The organism is Gottfriedia acidiceleris, from assembly GCF_002128425.1.
Taxonomy (GTDB): Bacteria; Bacillota; Bacilli; order Bacillales; family Bacillaceae_G; genus Gottfriedia; species Gottfriedia acidiceleris.
This window is the reverse complement of record NZ_NESS01000016.1, coordinates 63,106-82,100: the sequence shown is the minus strand read 5'-3', so window position 1 is coordinate 82,100 and position 18,995 is coordinate 63,106. Positions and strand designations below refer to the sequence as shown.

At 34.9% G+C, this 18,995-nt stretch carries 16 protein-coding genes and 9 tRNA genes; 2 read left to right on the top strand and 23 right to left on the bottom strand.

Annotation, left to right across the window (positions count from 1 at the left end; genetic code table 11):
- Positions 1-242: 242 nt before the first annotated feature.
- Positions 243-1,058: a M15 family metallopeptidase gene (locus B6K90_RS20380; RefSeq protein ID WP_088014574.1), complete on the top strand. Its 816-nt coding sequence runs from the start codon at positions 243-245 to the stop codon at positions 1,056-1,058.
- 81 nt (positions 1,059-1,139) lie between these two features.
- On the opposite strand, the gene B6K90_RS20375 is transcribed toward B6K90_RS20380, so the two are convergent.
- From B6K90_RS20375 to B6K90_RS20305, 15 genes are all read right to left on the bottom strand, one after another.
- Positions 1,140-1,868 (bottom strand): GntR family transcriptional regulator, encoded by a 729-nt coding sequence (locus B6K90_RS20375; RefSeq protein ID WP_088014573.1) that lies wholly within the window; start codon positions 1,866-1,868, stop codon positions 1,140-1,142.
- Between the two features lie 60 nt (positions 1,869-1,928).
- A complete protein-coding gene (gene frlD / locus B6K90_RS20370; RefSeq protein WP_088014572.1) occupies positions 1,929-2,711 on the bottom strand; it encodes a fructoselysine 6-kinase in 783 nt (260 codons plus the stop codon).
- Between the two features lie 63 nt (positions 2,712-2,774).
- The gene (locus tag B6K90_RS20365) at positions 2,775-3,788 is read right to left on the bottom strand and encodes an SIS domain-containing protein (protein WP_088014571.1); all 1,014 of its coding nucleotides are present in this window, start codon (positions 3,786-3,788) and stop codon (positions 2,775-2,777) included.
- Between the two features lie 103 nt (positions 3,789-3,891).
- Positions 3,892-5,262, bottom strand: coding sequence for an amino acid permease (locus tag B6K90_RS20360; protein ID WP_088014570.1), 1,371 nt, complete (start codon positions 5,260-5,262; stop codon positions 3,892-3,894).
- A gap of 24 nt (positions 5,263-5,286) precedes the next feature.
- A complete protein-coding gene (locus tag B6K90_RS20355) occupies positions 5,287-5,964 on the bottom strand; it encodes a sugar phosphate isomerase/epimerase family protein (protein WP_268875919.1) in 678 nt (225 codons plus the stop codon).
- Between the two features lie 1,233 nt (positions 5,965-7,197).
- Positions 7,198-7,280: transfer RNA gene (locus tag B6K90_RS20350), tRNA-Leu, on the bottom strand.
- Between the two features lie 13 nt (positions 7,281-7,293).
- Positions 7,294-7,366, bottom strand: a tRNA-Lys gene (locus B6K90_RS20345).
- 268 nt (positions 7,367-7,634) lie between these two features.
- Positions 7,635-7,709, bottom strand: a tRNA-Gln gene (locus B6K90_RS20340).
- A gap of 268 nt (positions 7,710-7,977) precedes the next feature.
- Positions 7,978-8,052 (bottom strand) — tRNA-Gln (locus tag B6K90_RS20335).
- A gap of 310 nt (positions 8,053-8,362) precedes the next feature.
- Positions 8,363-8,438 (bottom strand) — tRNA-Asp (locus B6K90_RS20330).
- A gap of 12 nt (positions 8,439-8,450) precedes the next feature.
- Positions 8,451-8,526, bottom strand: a tRNA-Val gene (locus B6K90_RS20325).
- A gap of 9 nt (positions 8,527-8,535) precedes the next feature.
- A tRNA-Glu gene (locus B6K90_RS20320) sits at positions 8,536-8,610 on the bottom strand.
- An 11-nt stretch (positions 8,611-8,621) separates the two neighbouring features.
- Positions 8,622-8,712, bottom strand: a tRNA-Ser gene (locus B6K90_RS20315).
- A 7-nt stretch (positions 8,713-8,719) separates the two neighbouring features.
- A tRNA-Asn gene (locus tag B6K90_RS20310) sits at positions 8,720-8,794 on the bottom strand.
- Positions 8,795-8,882: 88 nt separating this feature from the next.
- Entirely contained in the window at positions 8,883-9,335 is a 453-nt protein-coding gene (locus B6K90_RS20305) for a SprT family protein (RefSeq protein WP_088014569.1), read from the bottom strand.
- Positions 9,336-9,640: 305 nt separating this feature from the next.
- Between B6K90_RS20305 and cmpA the strand changes: the two genes are divergently transcribed.
- Entirely contained in the window at positions 9,641-9,751 is a 111-nt protein-coding gene (gene cmpA, locus B6K90_RS20300; protein ID WP_088014579.1) for a cortex morphogenetic protein CmpA, read from the top strand.
- On the opposite strand, the gene B6K90_RS20295 is transcribed toward cmpA, so the two are convergent.
- From B6K90_RS20295 to B6K90_RS20260, 8 genes are all read right to left on the bottom strand, one after another.
- Positions 9,741-11,939, bottom strand: coding sequence for a Tex family protein (locus B6K90_RS20295; protein ID WP_088014568.1), 2,199 nt, complete (start codon positions 11,937-11,939; stop codon positions 9,741-9,743). The two genes, cmpA and B6K90_RS20295, sit on opposite strands and share 11 nt — an antisense overlap.
- 116 nt (positions 11,940-12,055) lie before the next feature.
- Positions 12,056-12,406, bottom strand: coding sequence for a type II toxin-antitoxin system endoribonuclease NdoA (gene ndoA / locus B6K90_RS20290; protein WP_056476047.1), 351 nt, complete (start codon positions 12,404-12,406; stop codon positions 12,056-12,058).
- A 4-nt stretch (positions 12,407-12,410) separates the two neighbouring features.
- A complete protein-coding gene (locus B6K90_RS20285; RefSeq protein ID WP_069033898.1) occupies positions 12,411-12,692 on the bottom strand; it encodes a CopG family ribbon-helix-helix protein in 282 nt (93 codons plus the stop codon).
- 144 nt (positions 12,693-12,836) lie between these two features.
- Positions 12,837-14,003, bottom strand: a complete 1,167-nt coding sequence (gene alr / locus B6K90_RS20280) for an alanine racemase (protein WP_088014567.1) — start codon at positions 14,001-14,003, stop codon at positions 12,837-12,839.
- A gap of 168 nt (positions 14,004-14,171) precedes the next feature.
- A complete protein-coding gene (locus B6K90_RS20275) occupies positions 14,172-15,191 on the bottom strand; it encodes a LolA family protein (RefSeq protein WP_088014566.1) in 1,020 nt (339 codons plus the stop codon).
- A 384-nt stretch (positions 15,192-15,575) separates the two neighbouring features.
- A complete protein-coding gene (acpS, locus tag B6K90_RS20270) occupies positions 15,576-15,929 on the bottom strand; it encodes a holo-ACP synthase (protein WP_088014565.1) in 354 nt (117 codons plus the stop codon).
- A gap of 25 nt (positions 15,930-15,954) precedes the next feature.
- Positions 15,955-16,920: a UV DNA damage repair endonuclease UvsE gene (uvsE, locus tag B6K90_RS20265; RefSeq protein ID WP_088014578.1), complete on the bottom strand. Its 966-nt coding sequence runs from the start codon at positions 16,918-16,920 to the stop codon at positions 15,955-15,957.
- Positions 16,921-17,043: 123 nt separating this feature from the next.
- The gene (locus B6K90_RS20260) at positions 17,044-18,588 is read right to left on the bottom strand and encodes a DEAD/DEAH box helicase (protein ID WP_088014564.1); all 1,545 of its coding nucleotides are present in this window, start codon (positions 18,586-18,588) and stop codon (positions 17,044-17,046) included.
- Between the last annotated feature and the right edge of the window lie 407 nt (positions 18,589-18,995).

Genomic DNA, 18,995 nt, shown 5'->3' with positions numbered 1-18,995 from the left:
TCTCTTGATAGTAGTACATAAAAAATCCCCCTTGTAACAATTTTCCTACAAAGGGGATTTTTTCTAAAATTTTATGCTTAGATCTATTGACTAAGTTGTTTTTCAACACTCTGAAAAAAACATTACTTGAAGGTAATGTTTTTTTAATTTACTTTACACTTTTAAATTGAAAGGTGATGCGAGGTGTTCTGTAGAATAATGGTTATAGTTAAGAGATTATTAAAAAATTAAAGAAGGTGAATATGATTATCAAGAAGATATCAGTAAGTTTTTTAATTCTTTCATTTCTATCGTTAAGTTTCTTTACAAATCCAAGCTCTACTTATGCAGCAAATAAAGTTTATACTGTAACTGCAAGTAAATTAAATGTTCGTAGTGGACCTAGTACATCATATAAGTTAATTGGCACTGTTAAAAAAGGACAATTTTTAACGGTTATTAATAAACAATCCAATGGATGGTATAAAATTAAATATAAAAAAACAACAGGATTTATAAATGGAAAATATGTCACAGCGGAGTTCACTAATATTAAATCATTAGATAAAAGCATTATTGTTGATTTGAGGTATAACACAACTAATAACTTTACTGGCAAACGTATTTATAATTTTAGTCAAGCAATACTGAGGACAAGTACTGCAAAAAAAATAGCAAAAGCAAACGCATTACTTAAAAAACAAGGATATACAATTAAAGTATGGGATGCTTATCGTCCTTTATCTGCACAACAAGCACTTTGGGACGCATATCCTAATTCGAATTATGTAGCTAAACCAGATCCTAAAAATATCCGTGGACATCAACTTGGCGCAACGTTGGATATTACACTATGTACCATAGATGGGAAAGAAGTACAAATGCAATCTAAATTCGATGATTTTTCTTCTCGAGCATCTCGAAGCTATAAACGAAGCAGTGCACAAGAAAAGAGTTATCAAATTATGGATAAGGCAATGAGACAGGTAGGTTTTGTAGGCTATTCTAAAGAATGGTGGCATTACTCAGATAGTAATCAAAATTTCAAACCTATTCAGGTAAATCCTACAAATTATTAATGCTAAAACTCACTTTTGAAAAAATATCAAAAGTGAGTTTATTTATTTATATGTATTTCTTTTAAAACTAGTAAGTAATCCCTATTTTGTCCTATGAACAGTTAAGGTTACTTTACTTGTTTCGCACATAAAAGTTGAAAGATGGACAGGTTCCTCATTTGAATCATAGGCGATTTTTAGGATTTTAAATAGATTGGCTCCTATATCGCATTCAAGGTAATTGGCATATACTTTTGTCGCACCGATTACGTCGATGATTTTATCGTTGCTTAGGATTTCTGTATTATAGTCCTTTGAGAGAACTTTATATGTGGATTCGTCAGTTGCAATTTTCTTTTCCAAATCAGGAAAACGAATGAGTGAGTAATGCGCAATATCATAAAAAAGTGGACGGTCGTTCACATACATAAGTCGTTCAAGCTCTAGTACACGACTTCCTTTCTCTACTTTAAGATATTCTGCAACGTCCTTTGTTGCCGGGATGACTTCACTTCTTAGGATTCGGGAATTTGGAATCATCCCTAGTTGATGGCTAAATTCTGAGAATCCGCTTACAGATAACAGTTCATTATTAAACTTATTCGAAGCCACAAACGTCCCTCTGCGTGGTATGCGAGTTAAAGTACCATCCTTCACTAATTCCTCAATGGCCTTTCGAATAGTAATTCGACTGACATTATATGTTTCACAAAGCTCGGCTTCCGTGGGAATCTGTTGATCCGGTTTATATTTCCCTTGCTGAATATCATTCTTCAGCATTTGCCTAATCTGCATATAGAGAGGCTGTGGGGTTGAAGAATTTAGGTTCATAATTTTCATCCTATCCGTCAATGTTTTTCACCATTATTATACACTGCCGGCCAGCTATCGTCACCATGCACCGAAGTAGCTAATTGTTTTTGCAGCCGTTTTAGTTCCCAATTCCAAACACTGTTGGATTGAAAGGCCCTGTAAAGTTCCATAAAGAAAACCAGATATAAAAGAATCTCCTGCTCCCATCGTATCTACAACGTTATCTTCTAATACTCCAAATTGATAAAAGTGTTCGCCGTCAAAAGCAAGTGATCCATTTTCTCCAAGCGTAGCAACTGCCACCTTGGAACCTTTTGTTTTTACATCTTTTAAAAATCCCCTGATAAATTCATCATCCTTTGTATAAGAAAAAAAGGAATAGTCCAGAAAACCAGGTAGTGTTTTCACTAAATCGTGCTTTAACTGATCTGAAAAATCAAATGCAGTAAGCAATCCTTTTTGTTTAAAAAGTGGATAATACCCATCAACATGCCCCCATATCCCAGCATGAACAAGTTGATGAGTTTGAATAAACTCCTGTTCCTCATCAGTTAATGCAAACTGAGCCATTACTCCTTCATCGTAATCTCCAAATTGGCGGACATTGTTAATCAATTCAACATGGGTAACAGCTGTTTTTCCTATCTTTTTAGAAATAAACGACGTATCGACACCCTTACTCTGAATTGACTTAATCATTTGATCACCGAAGGAATCACTCCCAACCCAGCCGATATACGAAGAGTCTGCCCCTAACTCCTTTAAATAGACAGCAACATTTACTGGATTTCCTCCAGGATACACTTTCCCGTTTGTAAGATAGACATCCATACAGTTATCTCCGACTGTAACAATTCTCATCCAATCCCAACCTTCTTTTTAATCTAAGAAACGAGCACTACTGTGTAGTGCCCATTAAATTTATCAATATTCTACTTTGCGGTAATATCTTCTTAGTTCTAATGAGTGGTTTCTCTCCCTTTCAAGGTAAACACTGATTCGACTTATAACTGCCCAGTTAATACTGACAGAAAAGTGTTTTCTAAATTCCTCACTAATGCCTAGCAATTCAAAGTCTTTTGTATCAATAACGGTTAATTGATTCGTAATTTTTTCAGCAAACCTTTCAACACGATCCATCAATGGTCTTGTTTCATCTTCACCTTTAAGTAAAATAACACTTGTATCTTCAACTACTAGCTCAAGCGTACCATGGAAAAACTCCGCTGCATGGATGGATTTTGCATGAATCCATTGCATTTCTTCCAAAATACACATTGCGTATGAATAAGTGTTGCCCCATAAGTTACCTGAGCCCACCATCATATGGTAATCTGTATCCTTATGTTTAATAGCAAATTCCTCAGCCTTTTTATCAAAGTCTTTTACTGCAGCTAAAATCGCTTGTGGCAACAAGGAAACTTCTTTTGTGAACTGTTCATATTGCGGAAATTCATTGTTATTATACATGAAGCGGAATACTACCATGTACAACAGCATAAAAAACGTATCAAAAGAATGTTTTTCCGAGCCGGTCGTAATACAGTAATCCACTACCTGAGTTAATGGAGTATTCGGCTCCGCTACTAATGCAATTGTAGTAGCCCCTTTTTCTTTACAATACTCTGCAGCCGCAACAGTTTCTTGCGTTGTACCTGAAACAGAAGTAAAAATACATACGGAATCCTTTGAAAACTGCTTATTGTTCATGACCATAAACTCCGCGGCGATTTCCGCATGTACATTAATCGTTGAATTTGATTCTAAAATATATTTATAAGGATACATCATTGCAATAGTTCCGCCAGCACCAATCAGAAAAAGATTGCTGTAACCTTTTTGACAGATTGAATCGACGATATCCTCAATTTTACTTCTAAATGCAAGTCCTTCTTTTTCTACAAGTTTTAAAAATAGCGCTTCATCAAATTTTAACATGATTAAATCCCCCTAAAATACATTTGTTATGCCTTGTATTATAATTAAATATAACAAATAAAGCAATCGCTTTTTCAAAAAACAGGAAGCTAGTATAGGTAAACTAGCTTCCTGAAATAATTGTATTCTCCTTTGTTACTAGATTACCGTCTTTGTTCTTATTCGGCCCGTATCTTTTTTCCCAGTAAAAGTAAACAGGTAGTCCAGTAGCAATGACAATAAATGCCGCTACCATCCCTTGCCATGGAGCCCAAGTAAACGTACCCCAAGCAAGCCATGATGCTCCAATAATTGCTAAAATCGTTGTTAGCCTCCACACTGGCATCCTATAAATCGGGTTATAATCATCCCTCTTACGGCATTTATATACTGCTACAAAATCCAAAATATTAATTACTAATTGAATTAATGTAAAATAACCTAGTAATGTGGTTAAATTGGTCGCGAAAACTAGAATACAAGCATAAGTAACTTGAACGATGATTGAAAAACTTGGAGTCTCATACTTTGGATGGACACGACCAAAACGTTGGAAAAACAGACCGTCCTTAGCCATTGCGTATTCTAACCTAGGCTGAAACATAATACAGGAACTAAGTGATCCTAAAATAACTATAATTGCAGTAATCGCAACAAACGATGAAGCAATATGAGATAGACCTGGTATGTACTTAACCGCATCTGAAACAGCTGCACTAGAACTCATTAATTTATTAAAAGGCATTAATCCGGTTACACAGACTGCTAGCAGAGTATATAAGATTAATACAATAAAGACAGAGCTAATCAATGCACGAGGTAGCGTTTTTCCCGGATTTTTAAATTCACCTGCCATAAAACAAATCGCAGCCATACCGGTATAAGCCCAAGTTGTGGCAGAAACACCGCCAATTAGACTTGTTTTTATCGTTTCACCATGAGGTGTATAAGAGAAGTTCCCCATGTTCATATACATGAAACCTAAAACAATCACAATAATGAACGGAATGATTTTCACGGCAGTAATAATGACTTGAAAAAGCCCACCCTCTTTTACACTTCGATAATGAATTGAAGTGATTACTAAAATAATCGCAACCCCTAACAACTTGCCCGCAATTCCAGAGAAGAACGGAAAAAAGCTTGCCAAGTAAGAAACTACCGCTAAAGCCATAATAGAAATAGATGGTGGATCAAGTGCCCAAAATGTTGCCCAGCCGTATAAAAAGGCTAATGGCCTCCAGCCTGCTTTATTCAAATATACGTAACCGCTTCCATTTTCAGGATAAGCAGTTGATAATTCAGCAAGAACCATTACTTGAGGAATAGCGATAATACCGCCAATAATCCAAGCCAAAATAGAAATAGAAGGGGTTCCCGCTGCTTTTGCTACATCTCCAGATGAGACAAATATACCTGATCCTACGGTCGTACCAACAGCAATTGCTAATGCCGACCAAAATCCGAGCTTTCGTGTAAGTGTAGTATTACTCATAAAGAGCTCCTCCAAATTTTCAAATTATAAAATTCCTAATTCATTTAGTTTCTCTAAGGATTTTTTTACAGCATCTAGTGGATTTTGATAGTAAGTTGATCCCATAATTTCAAGGGTGTATGCCCCATCGTATTGGTGCTTTTGAACGCATTTTACATAATCTCTCCATTGTAAATTACCATCATCTAAACCAAGACGAGAATCTGTCTTACTATCACCGTCTATTAAATGGAAATGACATAGCTCTTTTAGCAATAAAAAATAATTTTCTGGTGTCTCACCCGGCAGGTTCATCGCAACGGTATCAATTATTCCTTTTAAGGAAGGAGATTGTATTTCTTCAATCATCCTCTTTAATTCCCGTGTATTAATAATTAAATTAGATTCAAATTTTGTTAATGGTTCAAGTGCAAGCGTGATACCCTCGCGCTCCGCCACCTTCATAATTTGATAGATTGATTCACTTGCATACTTCCATGATTCCTCTTTTGTTATGGAGAAATTACCTATCCCTGAAGTAATTAGCATCTTATCCGTCTCCAACTCCACAGTAGAGTGAATATTTTCAATAAAATAATTAATACTCTTTTTACGCCAATTTGGATCTGAAGTTGCAAGGTTGTAAGGATAGACGCATTGTTCTGGAGTAAAGTAGACTATTTCCATACTCCTAGCTTTAATTTCTTTCTTTATCTCTCTCAAATTGCAAAGCTAGTTCCTATAAACATAGAGATGCGGTTCACCAGCCCATAATTCAATTCTACTGATGCCTAACTGATCCATACAATCCAAAAAATACTGGATAGGATAATGTTTGAACGTGATATTCATCCCTGCTACTTTCATTAATTACCTCCCTTTTTCATAAAATAATTTAATTTGTTATGCTTTGTATTATAATCAAAAATGACATAAAATACAATCAATTTTAAAAATTTCTATTATTTTAATAAGTTATAAAAATCTAGTCTCTCACTTCCAACTTCTGTAAGTTGAATTTTTACGATTAAGTAGTAAGTTAAGATGACTGTGTCTTGAAATACTTGCTATGCCGATGTTTGTTGATGGTAATTATTCAAGTTCTTCTTCGAAATCAAATTTATCTTCTCGATTTTTTTCTCTACAATTCGCTTTAGTTGTTCTTATCATAAATTAACGACTACTTTAAAGAATCTCTACACATTTGATTTTCATACTAGTTATTTACTTAAAAATCTATTGAACAATAAAAAAAACCTCTACATTCCGTAGAAGTCTTAGAATTTTTATATAAATTAATGTGGCTGAGAGGAAATGAACCTAGTTTATGTTTTTACGACTTTTTTTAGCTCAAACAATTTTTGTATTACAGTAATGCTAATAAATATTATAAGAAAACCCATTATAGGATAAAGTATGTTTTTGGGCATTAGTTTGTTATAAAAATACAAAAATAGAACCACCCATAAAAATATCGTAGAATATTTTAACATGGTATTCATATATACCCACTTCTAATTACATCTTTATTAATCTTAATTACATTATTACCGTCTTCCTTTTAATATTTAATCCAAGTATAGCAAGGAAAAACCCTACACAAATTGTTCTAATTTTGACTATTTTTTTACCAATATCGACAAAAAAAGAGCTGACAATTGCCAGAAAAATCTATATCCCATCATAAATTAACAATAATATTCTTGGTCGAGTTGTGATTAAAGGTAAAACTAAAAATAATTGTTTAGCAACTTTTGTAAGTTCACCTTATGATATATACACTTATCTATAGTATTGATTAATACATTTAAAGTATGAACATATCCAATACTTTAAAATTCAATAAAAAAAGATGTTACCGAAAATATCAGTAACATCTTATATTTAAAATCAATTGGAGTATTGCAAATTCAACTCCATTATTTTTAACAATTTATAAACCCTTGAAAACACTAATGCGGCCGAGAGGACTTGAACCTCCACGGAGAAACCTCCACTAGGCCCTCAACCTAGCGCGTCTGCCATTCCGCCACGACCGCGAATAAACAAAAGTGAGCCATGAAGGATTCGAACCTTCGACCCTCTGATTAAAAGTCAGATGCTCTACCTACTGAGCTAATGGCTCGTAATAATACAGTTTATAAAATATAGCCCGTTTCTAAAGACGTCCTTGTCTCAGATAGCAAATCAAGTAGTGGTTCAACAAGTACGCTGAAGTAATCGCTTCGTAGCATACTCGTTCGTGCTCTACCTACTGAGCTAATGGCTCATAATATAATAATATTACAAGTATAACTAAATACCAAATATTTTTAAACCTACTTACTGTTTACACGATCGCGTCTAAGATAAAAGCATCCCCTTACCTTAAACATTTCTAGTCAAAACTAAAATGGCTGGGCTACCTGGATTCGAACCAGGGCATGACGGAATCAAAATCCGTTGCCTTACCGCTTGGCTATAGCCCATTGATTTAACGTCATGAACTAACTCCTTCGAATTAGCTACATGAACCTGCACCGCAGGATTTTTTTTTATGTTGTACTGCCTCTACCTCTCGAATATACTCCTCAAGATAAAAACAATCCGACATTTCAATATACTTCTTTACACAATGTACGAGTAACCTTCATGAACCTGCACCGCAGGATTTTTTTTTATGTTGTATTGCTCCCACCTCTCGAATTATCTCCTCAAGGTAAAAAACAATCCGACATTCAACCTTACAAAAACAAATGGCTGGGCTACCTGGATTCGAACCAGGGCATGACGGAATCAAAATCCGTTGCCTTACCGCTTGGCTATAGCCCATTGATTTAGCATCATGAATCAACTTCTCCGAGTAACCTTCATGAACCTGCACCGCAGGATTTTTTTTATGTTGTAATGTTTTAGCCTCTCGAATTTACCTCTCAAGATAAAAACAATCCGACATTTCGCAACTCATCTTTATCCAGAATAAGAACAAACTACATGAACCTACACTACAAAACTTTTTTTCGTTGTACTGCCCATACCTCTCAAATATACTCCTCAAGATAAAAACAATCCGACATTCAATATCCACTCATACTATTTTTCTCCAAATAAAGAAAAAAATACTACAATCTGTAGTAATTAGTGGCGGTCCCGACCGGGATCGAACCGGCGATCTCCTGCGTGACAGGCAGGCATGTTAACCGCTACACCACGGGACCGTATGAAGTTAATGGTGGAGGATGACGGGCTCGAACCGCCGACCCCCTGCTTGTAAGGCAGGTGCTCTCCCAGCTGAGCTAATCCTCCAGGATAAAATGGTGACCCGTACGGGACTCGAACCCGTGTTACCGCCGTGAAAGGGCGGTGTCTTAACCGCTTGACCAACGGGCCGTATATGTATATGGCAGAGAAGAAGGGATTCGAACCCTCGCACCGCGTAAACGATCTACACCCTTAGCAGGGGCGCCCCTTGAGCCACTTGGGTACTTCTCTGTAATAATGGCTCCGCAGGTAGGGTTCGAACCTACGACCACTCGGTTAACAGCCGAGTGCTCTACCACTGAGCTACTGCGGAAAAATACTAATCTTTTCATCAAGTAATGTAACGTAACGTGATGACAAGTATTAATATAAACTAAATGTATATTAGATGTCAACACTATTTATAATAGTTTTAATGGACTTTTGCATAATCCACATACATAGCGGCTTGTGTCTATTTTTCTTTTTCTTAAGAAAGCTTGCCCACACCCTGAACATCTATATTTATACTTATAAGAATGCGTTCTTTTTTTGATTGAATTTAGTGGTTTACAATACCTAGGAGCACCTACTTTTTTTAAGAGTTCTTTAAAATCTTTATCCTCATGCTTATATCCTTTCTTCATAATATGAAGATGATAATGGCACAGCTCGTGTAATATGATCCCCTTTAGCTCTTCAATTCCGTGTTCTTCAAAATAAAACTTATTTAATTCGATATTACTTGTTTTTAATAAATACCTACCACCAGTTGTTCTCAGTCTAGTATTGAAAGAAGCTTGGTGGAGAAATGGTCGCTTAAAATAAGTAATTGATAGTTCTTCAACCAGTTTTTGTATCTCCTCATTATCCATTTATGAATCGCCTTCCTCTTTTTTCTTCTTTATTCTAACTGAACAACTCACAATTTCTTGGGTATGCGCATACATTAAACTTACAAATGAGAATTTCAAAAGATCTTATTAGTACGATTTATGCTAAATGGGCTGCTCTTAGTATATCTCTCTACTACGGCGTAATTTTTACTATCTAAAATGAACATTACAGTTATCCTTTTTATACAATGTATCGGAAGGTTACCCCTCACTCATTTATTTCATCGCCCATCCTCAAAAAAAGATGGGCGAAGATTTTTAAGTTGGAGGTTTTCATCATGGTAATGCCTAGTTGGCTTAAATCCCAAATTCAAAAAGCATTTTATGAAAAAAACCGTTATCAAATAAAATTATTGAATCAATGTTGGTTTTATTATCAAAAAATTAAGCTTTGACCTTTTCTTTCGATTCAATTGGTAGCATTGATAAACCTACTCTTTGTTTCTTTTGGTCTACTTCAGCAATCCAAACCTTTACTACTTGACCAACCGATACAACATCAAGCGGATGCTTAATAAATTTACTACTCATTCTAGAAATATGAACAAGGCCATCGTTCTTTAATCCAATATCAACAAACGCACCAAAGTCGACTACATTTCTTACTGTCCCTTCAAGTTCCATTCCAATTTTCAAGTCTTCAATTTGGAGAACATCTTGGCGAAGAATTGGTGCTGCTAATTCATCTCGTAGATCTCTTTCGGGTTGCATTAATGATGCTAATATATCTTTTAGCGTAATTTCACCAATATCCAGTTGTTCTGATACTTCTTTTAAATTAATTGTTTTTATCTTTTCTTTCAATTCATTAGAACCAATTTGACTCGTTGAAAAATTTAATTGCTTTAATAATTTTTTTACTTGTGCGTAGCTCTCCGGATGAATACTTGTGCGATCTAAAGGCTCATCCCCTTCAAGAACACGTAAAAATCCTATACATTGCTCATATGTTTTAGAGCCTAATCTCGGGATTGTTTTAAGCTCTTTTCGGTTTGTAATTTTACCTTTTTCGTCACGGTAATTAACGATATTTTTCGCTACTGTTTTAGACAAGCCTGACACGTATTGAAGTAGTGAGACTGATGCTGTATTTACATTTACACCAACTTGGTTAACAGATGTTTCAACGACAAATGTTAATGATTCATTAAGGCTTTTTTGAGATACATCGTGTTGATATAAGCCTACTCCAACAGATTTAGGATCAATTTTCACTAGTTCTGCTAACGGATCTTGTAGTCGTCTTGCAATTGATACTGCGCTTCGTTCCTCAACTTGGAAATCTGGAAACTCTTCTCTTGCTAACTCAGATGCTGAATAAACACTTGCGCCAGCTTCATTTACGATTACATAGTAAGTATTATTTTTCATTTCTTTTAAAATTTCAGATATAAACAGCTCTGTTTCTCTCGACGCCGTACCATTTCCAATTGCGATCATTTCTATTTTATAGTTGATAAGAATATCTTTAATTTTTGTACCTGCTTGTTCTCTTTTATTTTTTTGAACCTCTTGTCTTTCACCTTTGAAAGGATGAGGGTAAATCACATCTATTTTGAGTACTTTACCTGTTTCATCTACTACTGCTAATTTACAACCTGTACGGAATGCAGGGTCCACTCCTAGTACGATTTTTCCTTTTAATGGTGGCTGCAGTAATAATGAACGCAAGTTTTCTGAGAAAATATTAATCGCATGTGAATCAGCTTTTTCGGATAATTCTTTACGAATCTCTCTTTCAATTGAGGGCTGAATTAATCTTTTATATGCATCTTCAACGACTTCCATTAGGATTGGTCGTACAAAAGTGTCCTTTGTTATAACCTTTTTTTCTAAATAGAAAATAATTTCATCAAAAGGAGATTGAACTGCAACTTTTAAAATATCTTCCTTCTCAGCACGATTCATTGCTAGTATTCTATGTGGAACAATCTTTGAAATTGGTTCTGAGTATTCGTAATACATTTCGTATACTTTTTTCTCGTCTTTTTCGGAGTTTTTTACAGTACTGTCAATCGTTCCCTTTTTGAAGGTAATTTCACGAATCCACTTACGATAAGTAGCATCGTCTGCAATCCATTCCGCGATAATATCTTTTCCGCCTTGAATAACATCATCAACTGTATTAACTTCTAGTTCAACATTTATGTATTTTAACGCTTCGTCCGCAAGTGAACCTTCATTTGGCATTGAAAATAACCACTCTGCAAAAGGTTCTAACCCTTTATCTTTTGCAACTGTAGCACGAGTTCTTCTTTTTTCTTTATATGGTCGGTATAAATCTTCTACTTCTTGTAGCTTTGTTGCTAATGTAATACTTTTACGTAATTCATCAGTCAGTTTCCCTTTTTCCTCAATTAAACGGATTACTTCATCTTTTCTCGTTTGAAGATTTACAGCGTACTCATACTTTTCTAAAATAGAATGAATTTGTACCTCATCAAGAGAACCCGTTTTTTCTTTTCGATATCTGGCAATAAAAGGAATTGTATTTCCTTCTTCCTTTAATTCAATTACGGTAGCTACTTGTTTTGAAGTAATCGATAAATCAGATGCAATCTTATTAATCAATTGTTGTGACATAAATAACGCCTCCAATTTTCAGGAATTTTAAAGGACCTAAAATAACCCTTTCAAGACGAAAGGGTTACAAAACATTTATTATAATCTATGTAGGTAAAGCTGCTATAAAAGCAACTTTAAAAGTCAACAAGTCCTAAACTGATTTGCAACGCTTCGTCAACCTGATCCATCATCTCATCATCAAGATGTGTTATCTTATCGGTTAATCGCTGTTTGTCAATCGTTCGAATTTGTTCTAGTAGTATAACCGAATCACGTTCAAATCCATATTTTTTAGCATCGATTTCAACATGTGTTGGAAGCTTTGCTTTTTGGATTTGTGCTGTAATCGCAGCGACTATAACGGTAGGACTAAAACGATTACCGATATCATTTTGTATTATGAGAACCGGACGAACTCCACCTTGTTCTGAGCCAACTACAGGGGAAAGGTCTGCAAAATATACGTCGCCACGTTTTACTATCAAGTGATTACCCCCCGCTAACTAAGCGCTCCACTTTAGAATCCGCTTCAGACTCAGCATAGAATGACTCAGAAGATATTAATAAGTTGATTTTAGCCATTTCCATGTATCCACGTCGCATTTGTTCACGACTTTGGCGTCTTTTACGATCTTTTAAAAACATCTTAGTCGCTTGATAAATATACTCATTTCGATTACCGTTTTCTTGCTTGACTAATCCATCTAGTTCGCTTACTACGTGTTTTGGTAAACGTACTGTTATTTCAGTTGTCGCATTTAGTTCGGACAAGTTTCAGCACCTCCAGAATCAACTATTACCCATATATCTCCCTATACTACATCATACCATTATTTTCAGTGATTGGAAAGACACATATCTTCGTTTATCTTAACCAAATAACAGTGTTTCATACTTTAATACATCAAATTACAATTAATCTGATACTAGATAATTACTTACGGACTTAATATTTCCATTCTTTTTATATACTCTTGGAACCCTATGATTTATAAGGCAAGTTACTTCATAATTGATTGTATTCATGTGTGTAGCGACTTCCTCAGCCGTTACTGCTCCATCCTTACTTTTTCCTATTAAGGTTACTTTTGTACCAACAGGATAATGTTTAGAAAGCTTGATCATACACTGATCCATACAAACTCTACCAACGATTTCTGCCTTTTCACCTTCAACCAACACAGAAAATCCTTGCATATCTCTAAGCCAGCCATCTGCATACCCAATCGGCAATGTAGCAATCCATTCTGAGTCAGAAGTAAAATACGTTGCTCCATAACTTACACCACTATTGGCTGGTAATTGCTTAATATGTGAGATTTTTGTATAAAGCGATAGTGCTGGCTTCAATGTGAATGGCAGCATTGGTTTTATTTCTAAAGATGGCGTTAACCCATACATGATAATTCCAACACGTACAGTATTAAATAAATTAGTTTCTAATGCAGCCGCTGCACTATTTGCACAATGAATTAACTCAGGAGAAAATCCACTGCTCTTAACCCAATCTATACATTCATAAAATTTGTCTACTTGCTCATTAAAATAGGATCTATTTAGCTCATCAGCAGTAGCGAAATGTGTAAACAAACCTTCTAGTATAATTGATGGATTTTTTCGTAAGATCGATGCAGCCCGCTCCCATTCAGATTGCGTTTTTAGGCCTAATCTACCCATCCCAGTATCAAATTTAATATGAATCATTGTACCATCTGTACTTTTTAGATTTTGAGAAATACCTTCTAACCAATCAACATTATATGCCGTTAAAGTTAATTTATGCTTGATTGCAACGTTTATATCCTCAGGTCTAGTTGCCCCTAACACTAAAATAGGTGCTTCTATTCCCGCGTTACGCAGAAAAATCCCTTCATCAATAAAAGCAACTAATAATCTTGTTGCTCCAGACTTTAATGCTTGTTTTGCTACTTCAACGTAACCATGTCCATATGCATTCGCTTTTAAAGCTACATATATTTCTTGATGATTAGGGTACAGCGACACGATATTCTTAATATTTTCTTCAATTGCATCCAAATCTACTTCTACCCATGTGTCGCGATAAAATGATGTTTCTGTCATGATATACACTTCCTTATCGATTTACCCATTACTCTTATTTCATATGTGTAAAATTATTTGCTTATTTTACTATAATTGTCAACCAATAAACTATTCAATCTTAGTTTATTTGAAATTTAAAAAGGCGTGATAAAGCATCATCACGCCCTTTTAAGTTTGAAAAAAATATTATTTTGTGCCTGTATCTCCGACTGATTGAGCAACTTGAATTAACTCACTTTGGGTTAAGTTTTTCGAAACAATCGTAAAATCTGTTCCACCGTATGACCAAGTGATCATCTTATCTGATAAAGCTCCTACAGTTTTTCCTAAATCTACTGGTTCACCAGTGATTTCCATAGTTGTACCAGACTCTGAAATTCGTGCTTTTTCCTCAATTAAAGTAAACGATTTTTTATCACCTTTATATGAAAGTATAACCTGAACACCATTATCTGTTTTTACTTCTTGTTGATCATCTAACACAACACCCTTCATTAAATAATTAGGGTAAAGTGTAACTAATAAATTTGGATCATTATCTGGATTTGTAGATGTAGGTACACTTAAACGAGCGCTTGTCATATTTTTCTTAACATCAAAAGCATCACTATCGAATTTCGCGTTGTATTGTACTTTATCGAATTTAACATCCAACACAACATTTTTATCTGTATCTAATAGTTTTACTGATTCGGGTGTCAGACCTTTTTTATTAAATATGATTTCTTGTGTTGGGAGCAATTGTCTATTTGTGTAATTTGTTTTTGTTTCAAAAACATAGCCTTGTTTAGTTGTTTTAAACGTTGCATTCTTATCTTGTACTAAGTCATTAACCAATGATTCCGGTAAGTATGGCTGACTACTGTTTGATGGCCAATCACTTTGGAAGCGATAGCTTTTATTTAATGCTGGCGTTAAAACAAACACACCCTCTTTGTTTCTTAAAATAATTTGGTTTTGATCACTCTTAGCATTTTTTAGTTGTACGCGGTAGTAAGAAGGCTTTTTATGCCAAATGACTACTTCATACTTTTGAGGATCATTACCGTTATTAATTGTTAATGTTGCATCAGCCTTATAGCCATTCATTTTTTCCATCTGATTGCTAAGAGAACCTACAACATCATCTTTCGATTTCTTGCCACATGCAGCCAATGATAGTACTAACATGATTGTCAAAAGCATCGCTACAAGCTTTTTCTTCATCTCCCCAGCTCCTTTATTCCTCTTAAATTGTAAAAAAGAGAATTTTATGCAAAGGCATATGAATAAATGTGCGCGAGTAGCTTAGAAGTAAAATCTAGATTTATTCATGCACGTTGCAACCTTGCTTCTCATATCCTCATAGAACTATATGAGGTCAAGCTCTAAAATATGCAGACTAGCATGACAAGCTAATTTAAAAAATTTTAAAGAAAACTCACAAATTAGAGAGTCTTTAGACGAAGAATTAGGTGTAGTTGCACTTATACTTAATGTTTAATAAAATTGACAAATACGCCATTTTTTCTCCTTTTGCTAATAAGTTTATATTTCTTTATGTGCAAAAAAGAACAGCCACTCAATTTAATGAGTGACTGTTTAAAGGTATTATATATGCTGTAAGACCACTTGAGCAGCAGCATAATGTTCAGTATGTGTAATTGATAAAAACGTTATGAACGGCAAATCAACGGTTAAAACAGGCTTACCTTTTTCGTCATTTAAGATTTCAATATCATGAAATCCTAATTCTTTCCCGATTCCCGTTCCAAAAGCTTTTGAACAGGCTTCTTTTGCAGCGAATCTTCCTGATAAAAATTCAAGTTTTCTTCGTTCTGATAATTTTTCGTATATTTCATATTCTGCTTCAGTTAAAATCCGTTTTGCAAATCGAGGCTGCGAGCCTATAATTTCTTTCATTCGTTCAATTTCTACTAAATCCAATCCAATACCTACGATCATATTTCCTCACCCTAACTTTCGAGAACTACGGTTTAAAATAAAAACTTGAATCATTAATAACTTCAATAGAAGGATGAGCTTTCATATCATCCATTAATTGAAATAGTGCATTATCTTTTTGTTTTGCTTCAATCATACAATCAATTTGACTAACTGAGCCATAAATTTCATTTAAAAATGTAATAAACATGTTAGAGTCCACATAATCAGCATGAGCACGTATATCTTTCTCATTTTTTGGACTTGATATATGCATTTTCATAGGCAAGCTCGAAGCTTTCCATGTATCGACTGCATAACTCCAATTTTTAATCCAGTCTTCATTTATGTGATTAACTAAATGATGGTGATAGTCAAATACAAGCGGTACTCCTAATTTTTCACAGGCAAACAATGTTTCATCAAACGTGAAGGTAGTATCATCATTTTCAAACATTAGCATTTTTTGAATTTGCGCAGGAATAAGGCTAAAATTCTCTATTAATTGTTCTAGTGATTTTTCCTTATCATCATACCCTCCGCCAATATGTAGTACACATCGTTGTTCTGTATTGATCTTCATCGCTTTTAAAAGCTGATAATGCATTTTTAAGGTTCTTACTGATGTTTTCAATAACTCTTCATCAGTTGAGTTTAATATAACAAAATGATCTGGATGAAAATCAATCCTCATTTCATTCGTAATTGCAAATTTACCTAACTCAAGTAAACTTTCCTTTAAAGGCTTTATGTAATTCCAATCCGCTACTTCTTCATGGTTTGCTAAAGGGATTAATTTACTACTTAGGCGGAAAAAAGATATATCATGTGCCTTGTTGTGCTTAAGTAGTCTTAGACAGTTATTAATATTAGTTTTAGCAATTTGCTCTAGCTTACGAATAGCCGCATCTTTATCCTTTTGTTTTAAAAACTGAGCAACCGTCATTGTCTTTGATGGCGAGGCATTTTGTAAATTCATACTCATTGCGACATATCCAAGTCTTACTAACATTTTCATTCCAACTCTCATACGTTTTTAATTAGTTTATGGAATCTGTCCAAATTCACACAGTAATTTATATTTTCGCAATAAAAAAGGTACATGGATTATGATCCATGTACCTTTTCAATTTTCTTATTTATTGCTATCTTGGTGTCTACGTTGTCCGCCACGATTAGCATCGCGAGAACCTTCGCTACGTTTGTTACGGAAGTTTCCACCGCGGTTGTCGCGATCTCCGCGACGACCTTCACTGCGACGTCCATCTCCACGGCGACCTTCGCCACCGCCACGTCTGTTTTCACCACGACGGTAACCACCGCCGCCGTTTCCACCACGTCCACCACGATCACGTTTTGAAACCATTGGTGGCTCATCAGTTAAACGAATCGGTGTTTCATTTGGTTCTTTTGTTAACATTTTTAAAGCAGCAGCTACTACATTTACTGAATCATGCTCTTCTAGTAATTCTTCAGCAATACGTTTGTAGAAAGCTAAGTTATCACTTTCCATTGTTGAAGCTAATTTTTCAGCAATAATGCGTTGTTGGCTTTCAATTGCTTCATCTAATGTCGGTGCTGTCATACGCTCCATACGTTTTTTCGTTGTACGCTCAATATTTTTTAATTGACCGAACTCACGTGGAGTGATGAATAACATTGCAATACCTGATTTACCTGCACGACCTGTACGACCAATACGGTGAACATAGCTTTCAGGGTCTTGAGGAATATCAAAGTTATAAACATGTGTAACGCCAGAAATATCTAATCCACGAGCAGCTACATCTGTTGCTACTAATACGTCGATTGAACCATTTTTAAATTTACGAAGTACTTGTTCACGCTTTGCTTGTGATAAGTCACCGTGAATACCTTCTGCAGCATAACCACGTAGGTTTAATGCTTCTGATAATTCATCAACGCGACGTTTTGTACGTCCGAAAATAATTGCTAATTCTGGTGTTTGAATATCTAATAAACGTGTAAGAACGTCAAACTTTTTCTTTTCTTGAACTTCAATAAAATGTTGTTCAATGTTAGGCATTGTAACTTCTTTTGCTTTTACTTTTACAATTTGTGGATTTGTCATGAAAGTTTCTGCAATTCGACGAATCGGATCAGGCATAGTTGCAGAGAAAAGAAGTGTTTGTTTGTTTTCTGGAACTTCTTTTAAGATCGCTTCAATATCTTCAATGAATCCCATGTTTAACATTTCATCCGCTTCATCTAAAACAACTGTATTTACATTGTTAAGGCGAATTGTACGGCGGTTAATATGGTCCTGAATACGACCAGGAGTTCCAACAATAATATGTGGGAATTTTTTTAATGAACGCATTTGACGATTAATATCTTGTCCACCGTATATTGGAAGGATTTTTACACCTTTATTCATACCAATTTTGTGTAACTCTTCACCAACTTGAATAGCTAACTCACGTGTAGGTGCAATAACAAGTCCTTGAACATCGTTACTATCTACATCAATTTTTTCTAGTAATGGAATACCAAAAGCGGCAGTTTTACCAGTACCAGTTTGCGCTTGACCAATTACATCATGGCCTTGTTTTGCTAATGGAATAGTCTGCGCTTGAATTGGAGTAGCTTCCTCGAAGCCTAATTTTTCAATCGCAAACAGGATCTTACTACTTAATCCTAATTCTTGAAATGTTGTCAATTTGGTTAATCTCCTTTGTATCTCAATTGATCTATAAAAATTTTAAAAAATTATATGTTTCGTGACTGTTCATATGGAAGGTTCGTTTTTAGTGGAAAACAATAGTCCGAAGTATCATGAAAAGGAAACAATATCTACCCATTATACGGACATTCTATCCAAAAAGCAAATGAAGTTATATTCTAACAATTTGATTCCCAAACGATATTTTGCCCTTAAAAAATCGTTAAATTCACCATAAAATCATGTTTACAGGCTTCTTCACGCCTTATATTACGAACAGTTTTCATTTGTTAAATTACGCATATAAAGTTTTCACATTGTATTTTCCTTTATTTAGTATACGCAAAAGCGAAGAGCAAAACTAAGGGAATAGGCAAAAATTTTATACTTATTTCCCCTACCAT

What these genes read in the sequence shown, in the direction of transcription:
- B6K90_RS20380 (WP_088014574.1), top strand. Translation starts at nt 243, where the DNA reads ATGATTATCAAGAAGATATCAGTAAGTTTTTTAATTCTTTCATTTCTA.
- B6K90_RS20375 (WP_088014573.1), bottom strand. Translation starts at nt 1,868, where the DNA reads ATGAACCTAAATTCTTCAACCCCACAGCCTCTCTATATGCAGATTAGG.
- frlD (WP_088014572.1), bottom strand. Translation starts at nt 2,711, where the DNA reads ATGAGAATTGTTACAGTCGGAGATAACTGTATGGATGTCTATCTTACA.
- B6K90_RS20365 (WP_088014571.1), bottom strand. Translation starts at nt 3,788, where the DNA reads ATGTTAAAATTTGATGAAGCGCTATTTTTAAAACTTGTAGAAAAAGAA.
- B6K90_RS20360 (WP_088014570.1), bottom strand. Translation starts at nt 5,262, where the DNA reads ATGAGTAATACTACACTTACACGAAAGCTCGGATTTTGGTCGGCATTA.
- B6K90_RS20305 (WP_088014569.1), bottom strand. Translation starts at nt 9,335, where the DNA reads ATGGATAATGAGGAGATACAAAAACTGGTTGAAGAACTATCAATTACT.
- cmpA (WP_088014579.1), top strand. Translation starts at nt 9,641, where the DNA reads ATGCCTAGTTGGCTTAAATCCCAAATTCAAAAAGCATTTTATGAAAAA.
- B6K90_RS20295 (WP_088014568.1), bottom strand. Translation starts at nt 11,939, where the DNA reads ATGTCACAACAATTGATTAATAAGATTGCATCTGATTTATCGATTACT.
- alr (WP_088014567.1), bottom strand. Translation starts at nt 14,003, where the DNA reads ATGACAGAAACATCATTTTATCGCGACACATGGGTAGAAGTAGATTTG.
- B6K90_RS20275 (WP_088014566.1), bottom strand. Translation starts at nt 15,191, where the DNA reads ATGAAGAAAAAGCTTGTAGCGATGCTTTTGACAATCATGTTAGTACTA.
- acpS (WP_088014565.1), bottom strand. Translation starts at nt 15,929, where the DNA reads ATGATCGTAGGTATTGGATTGGATTTAGTAGAAATTGAACGAATGAAA.
- uvsE (WP_088014578.1), bottom strand. Translation starts at nt 16,920, where the DNA reads ATGTTAGTAAGACTTGGATATGTCGCAATGAGTATGAATTTACAAAAT.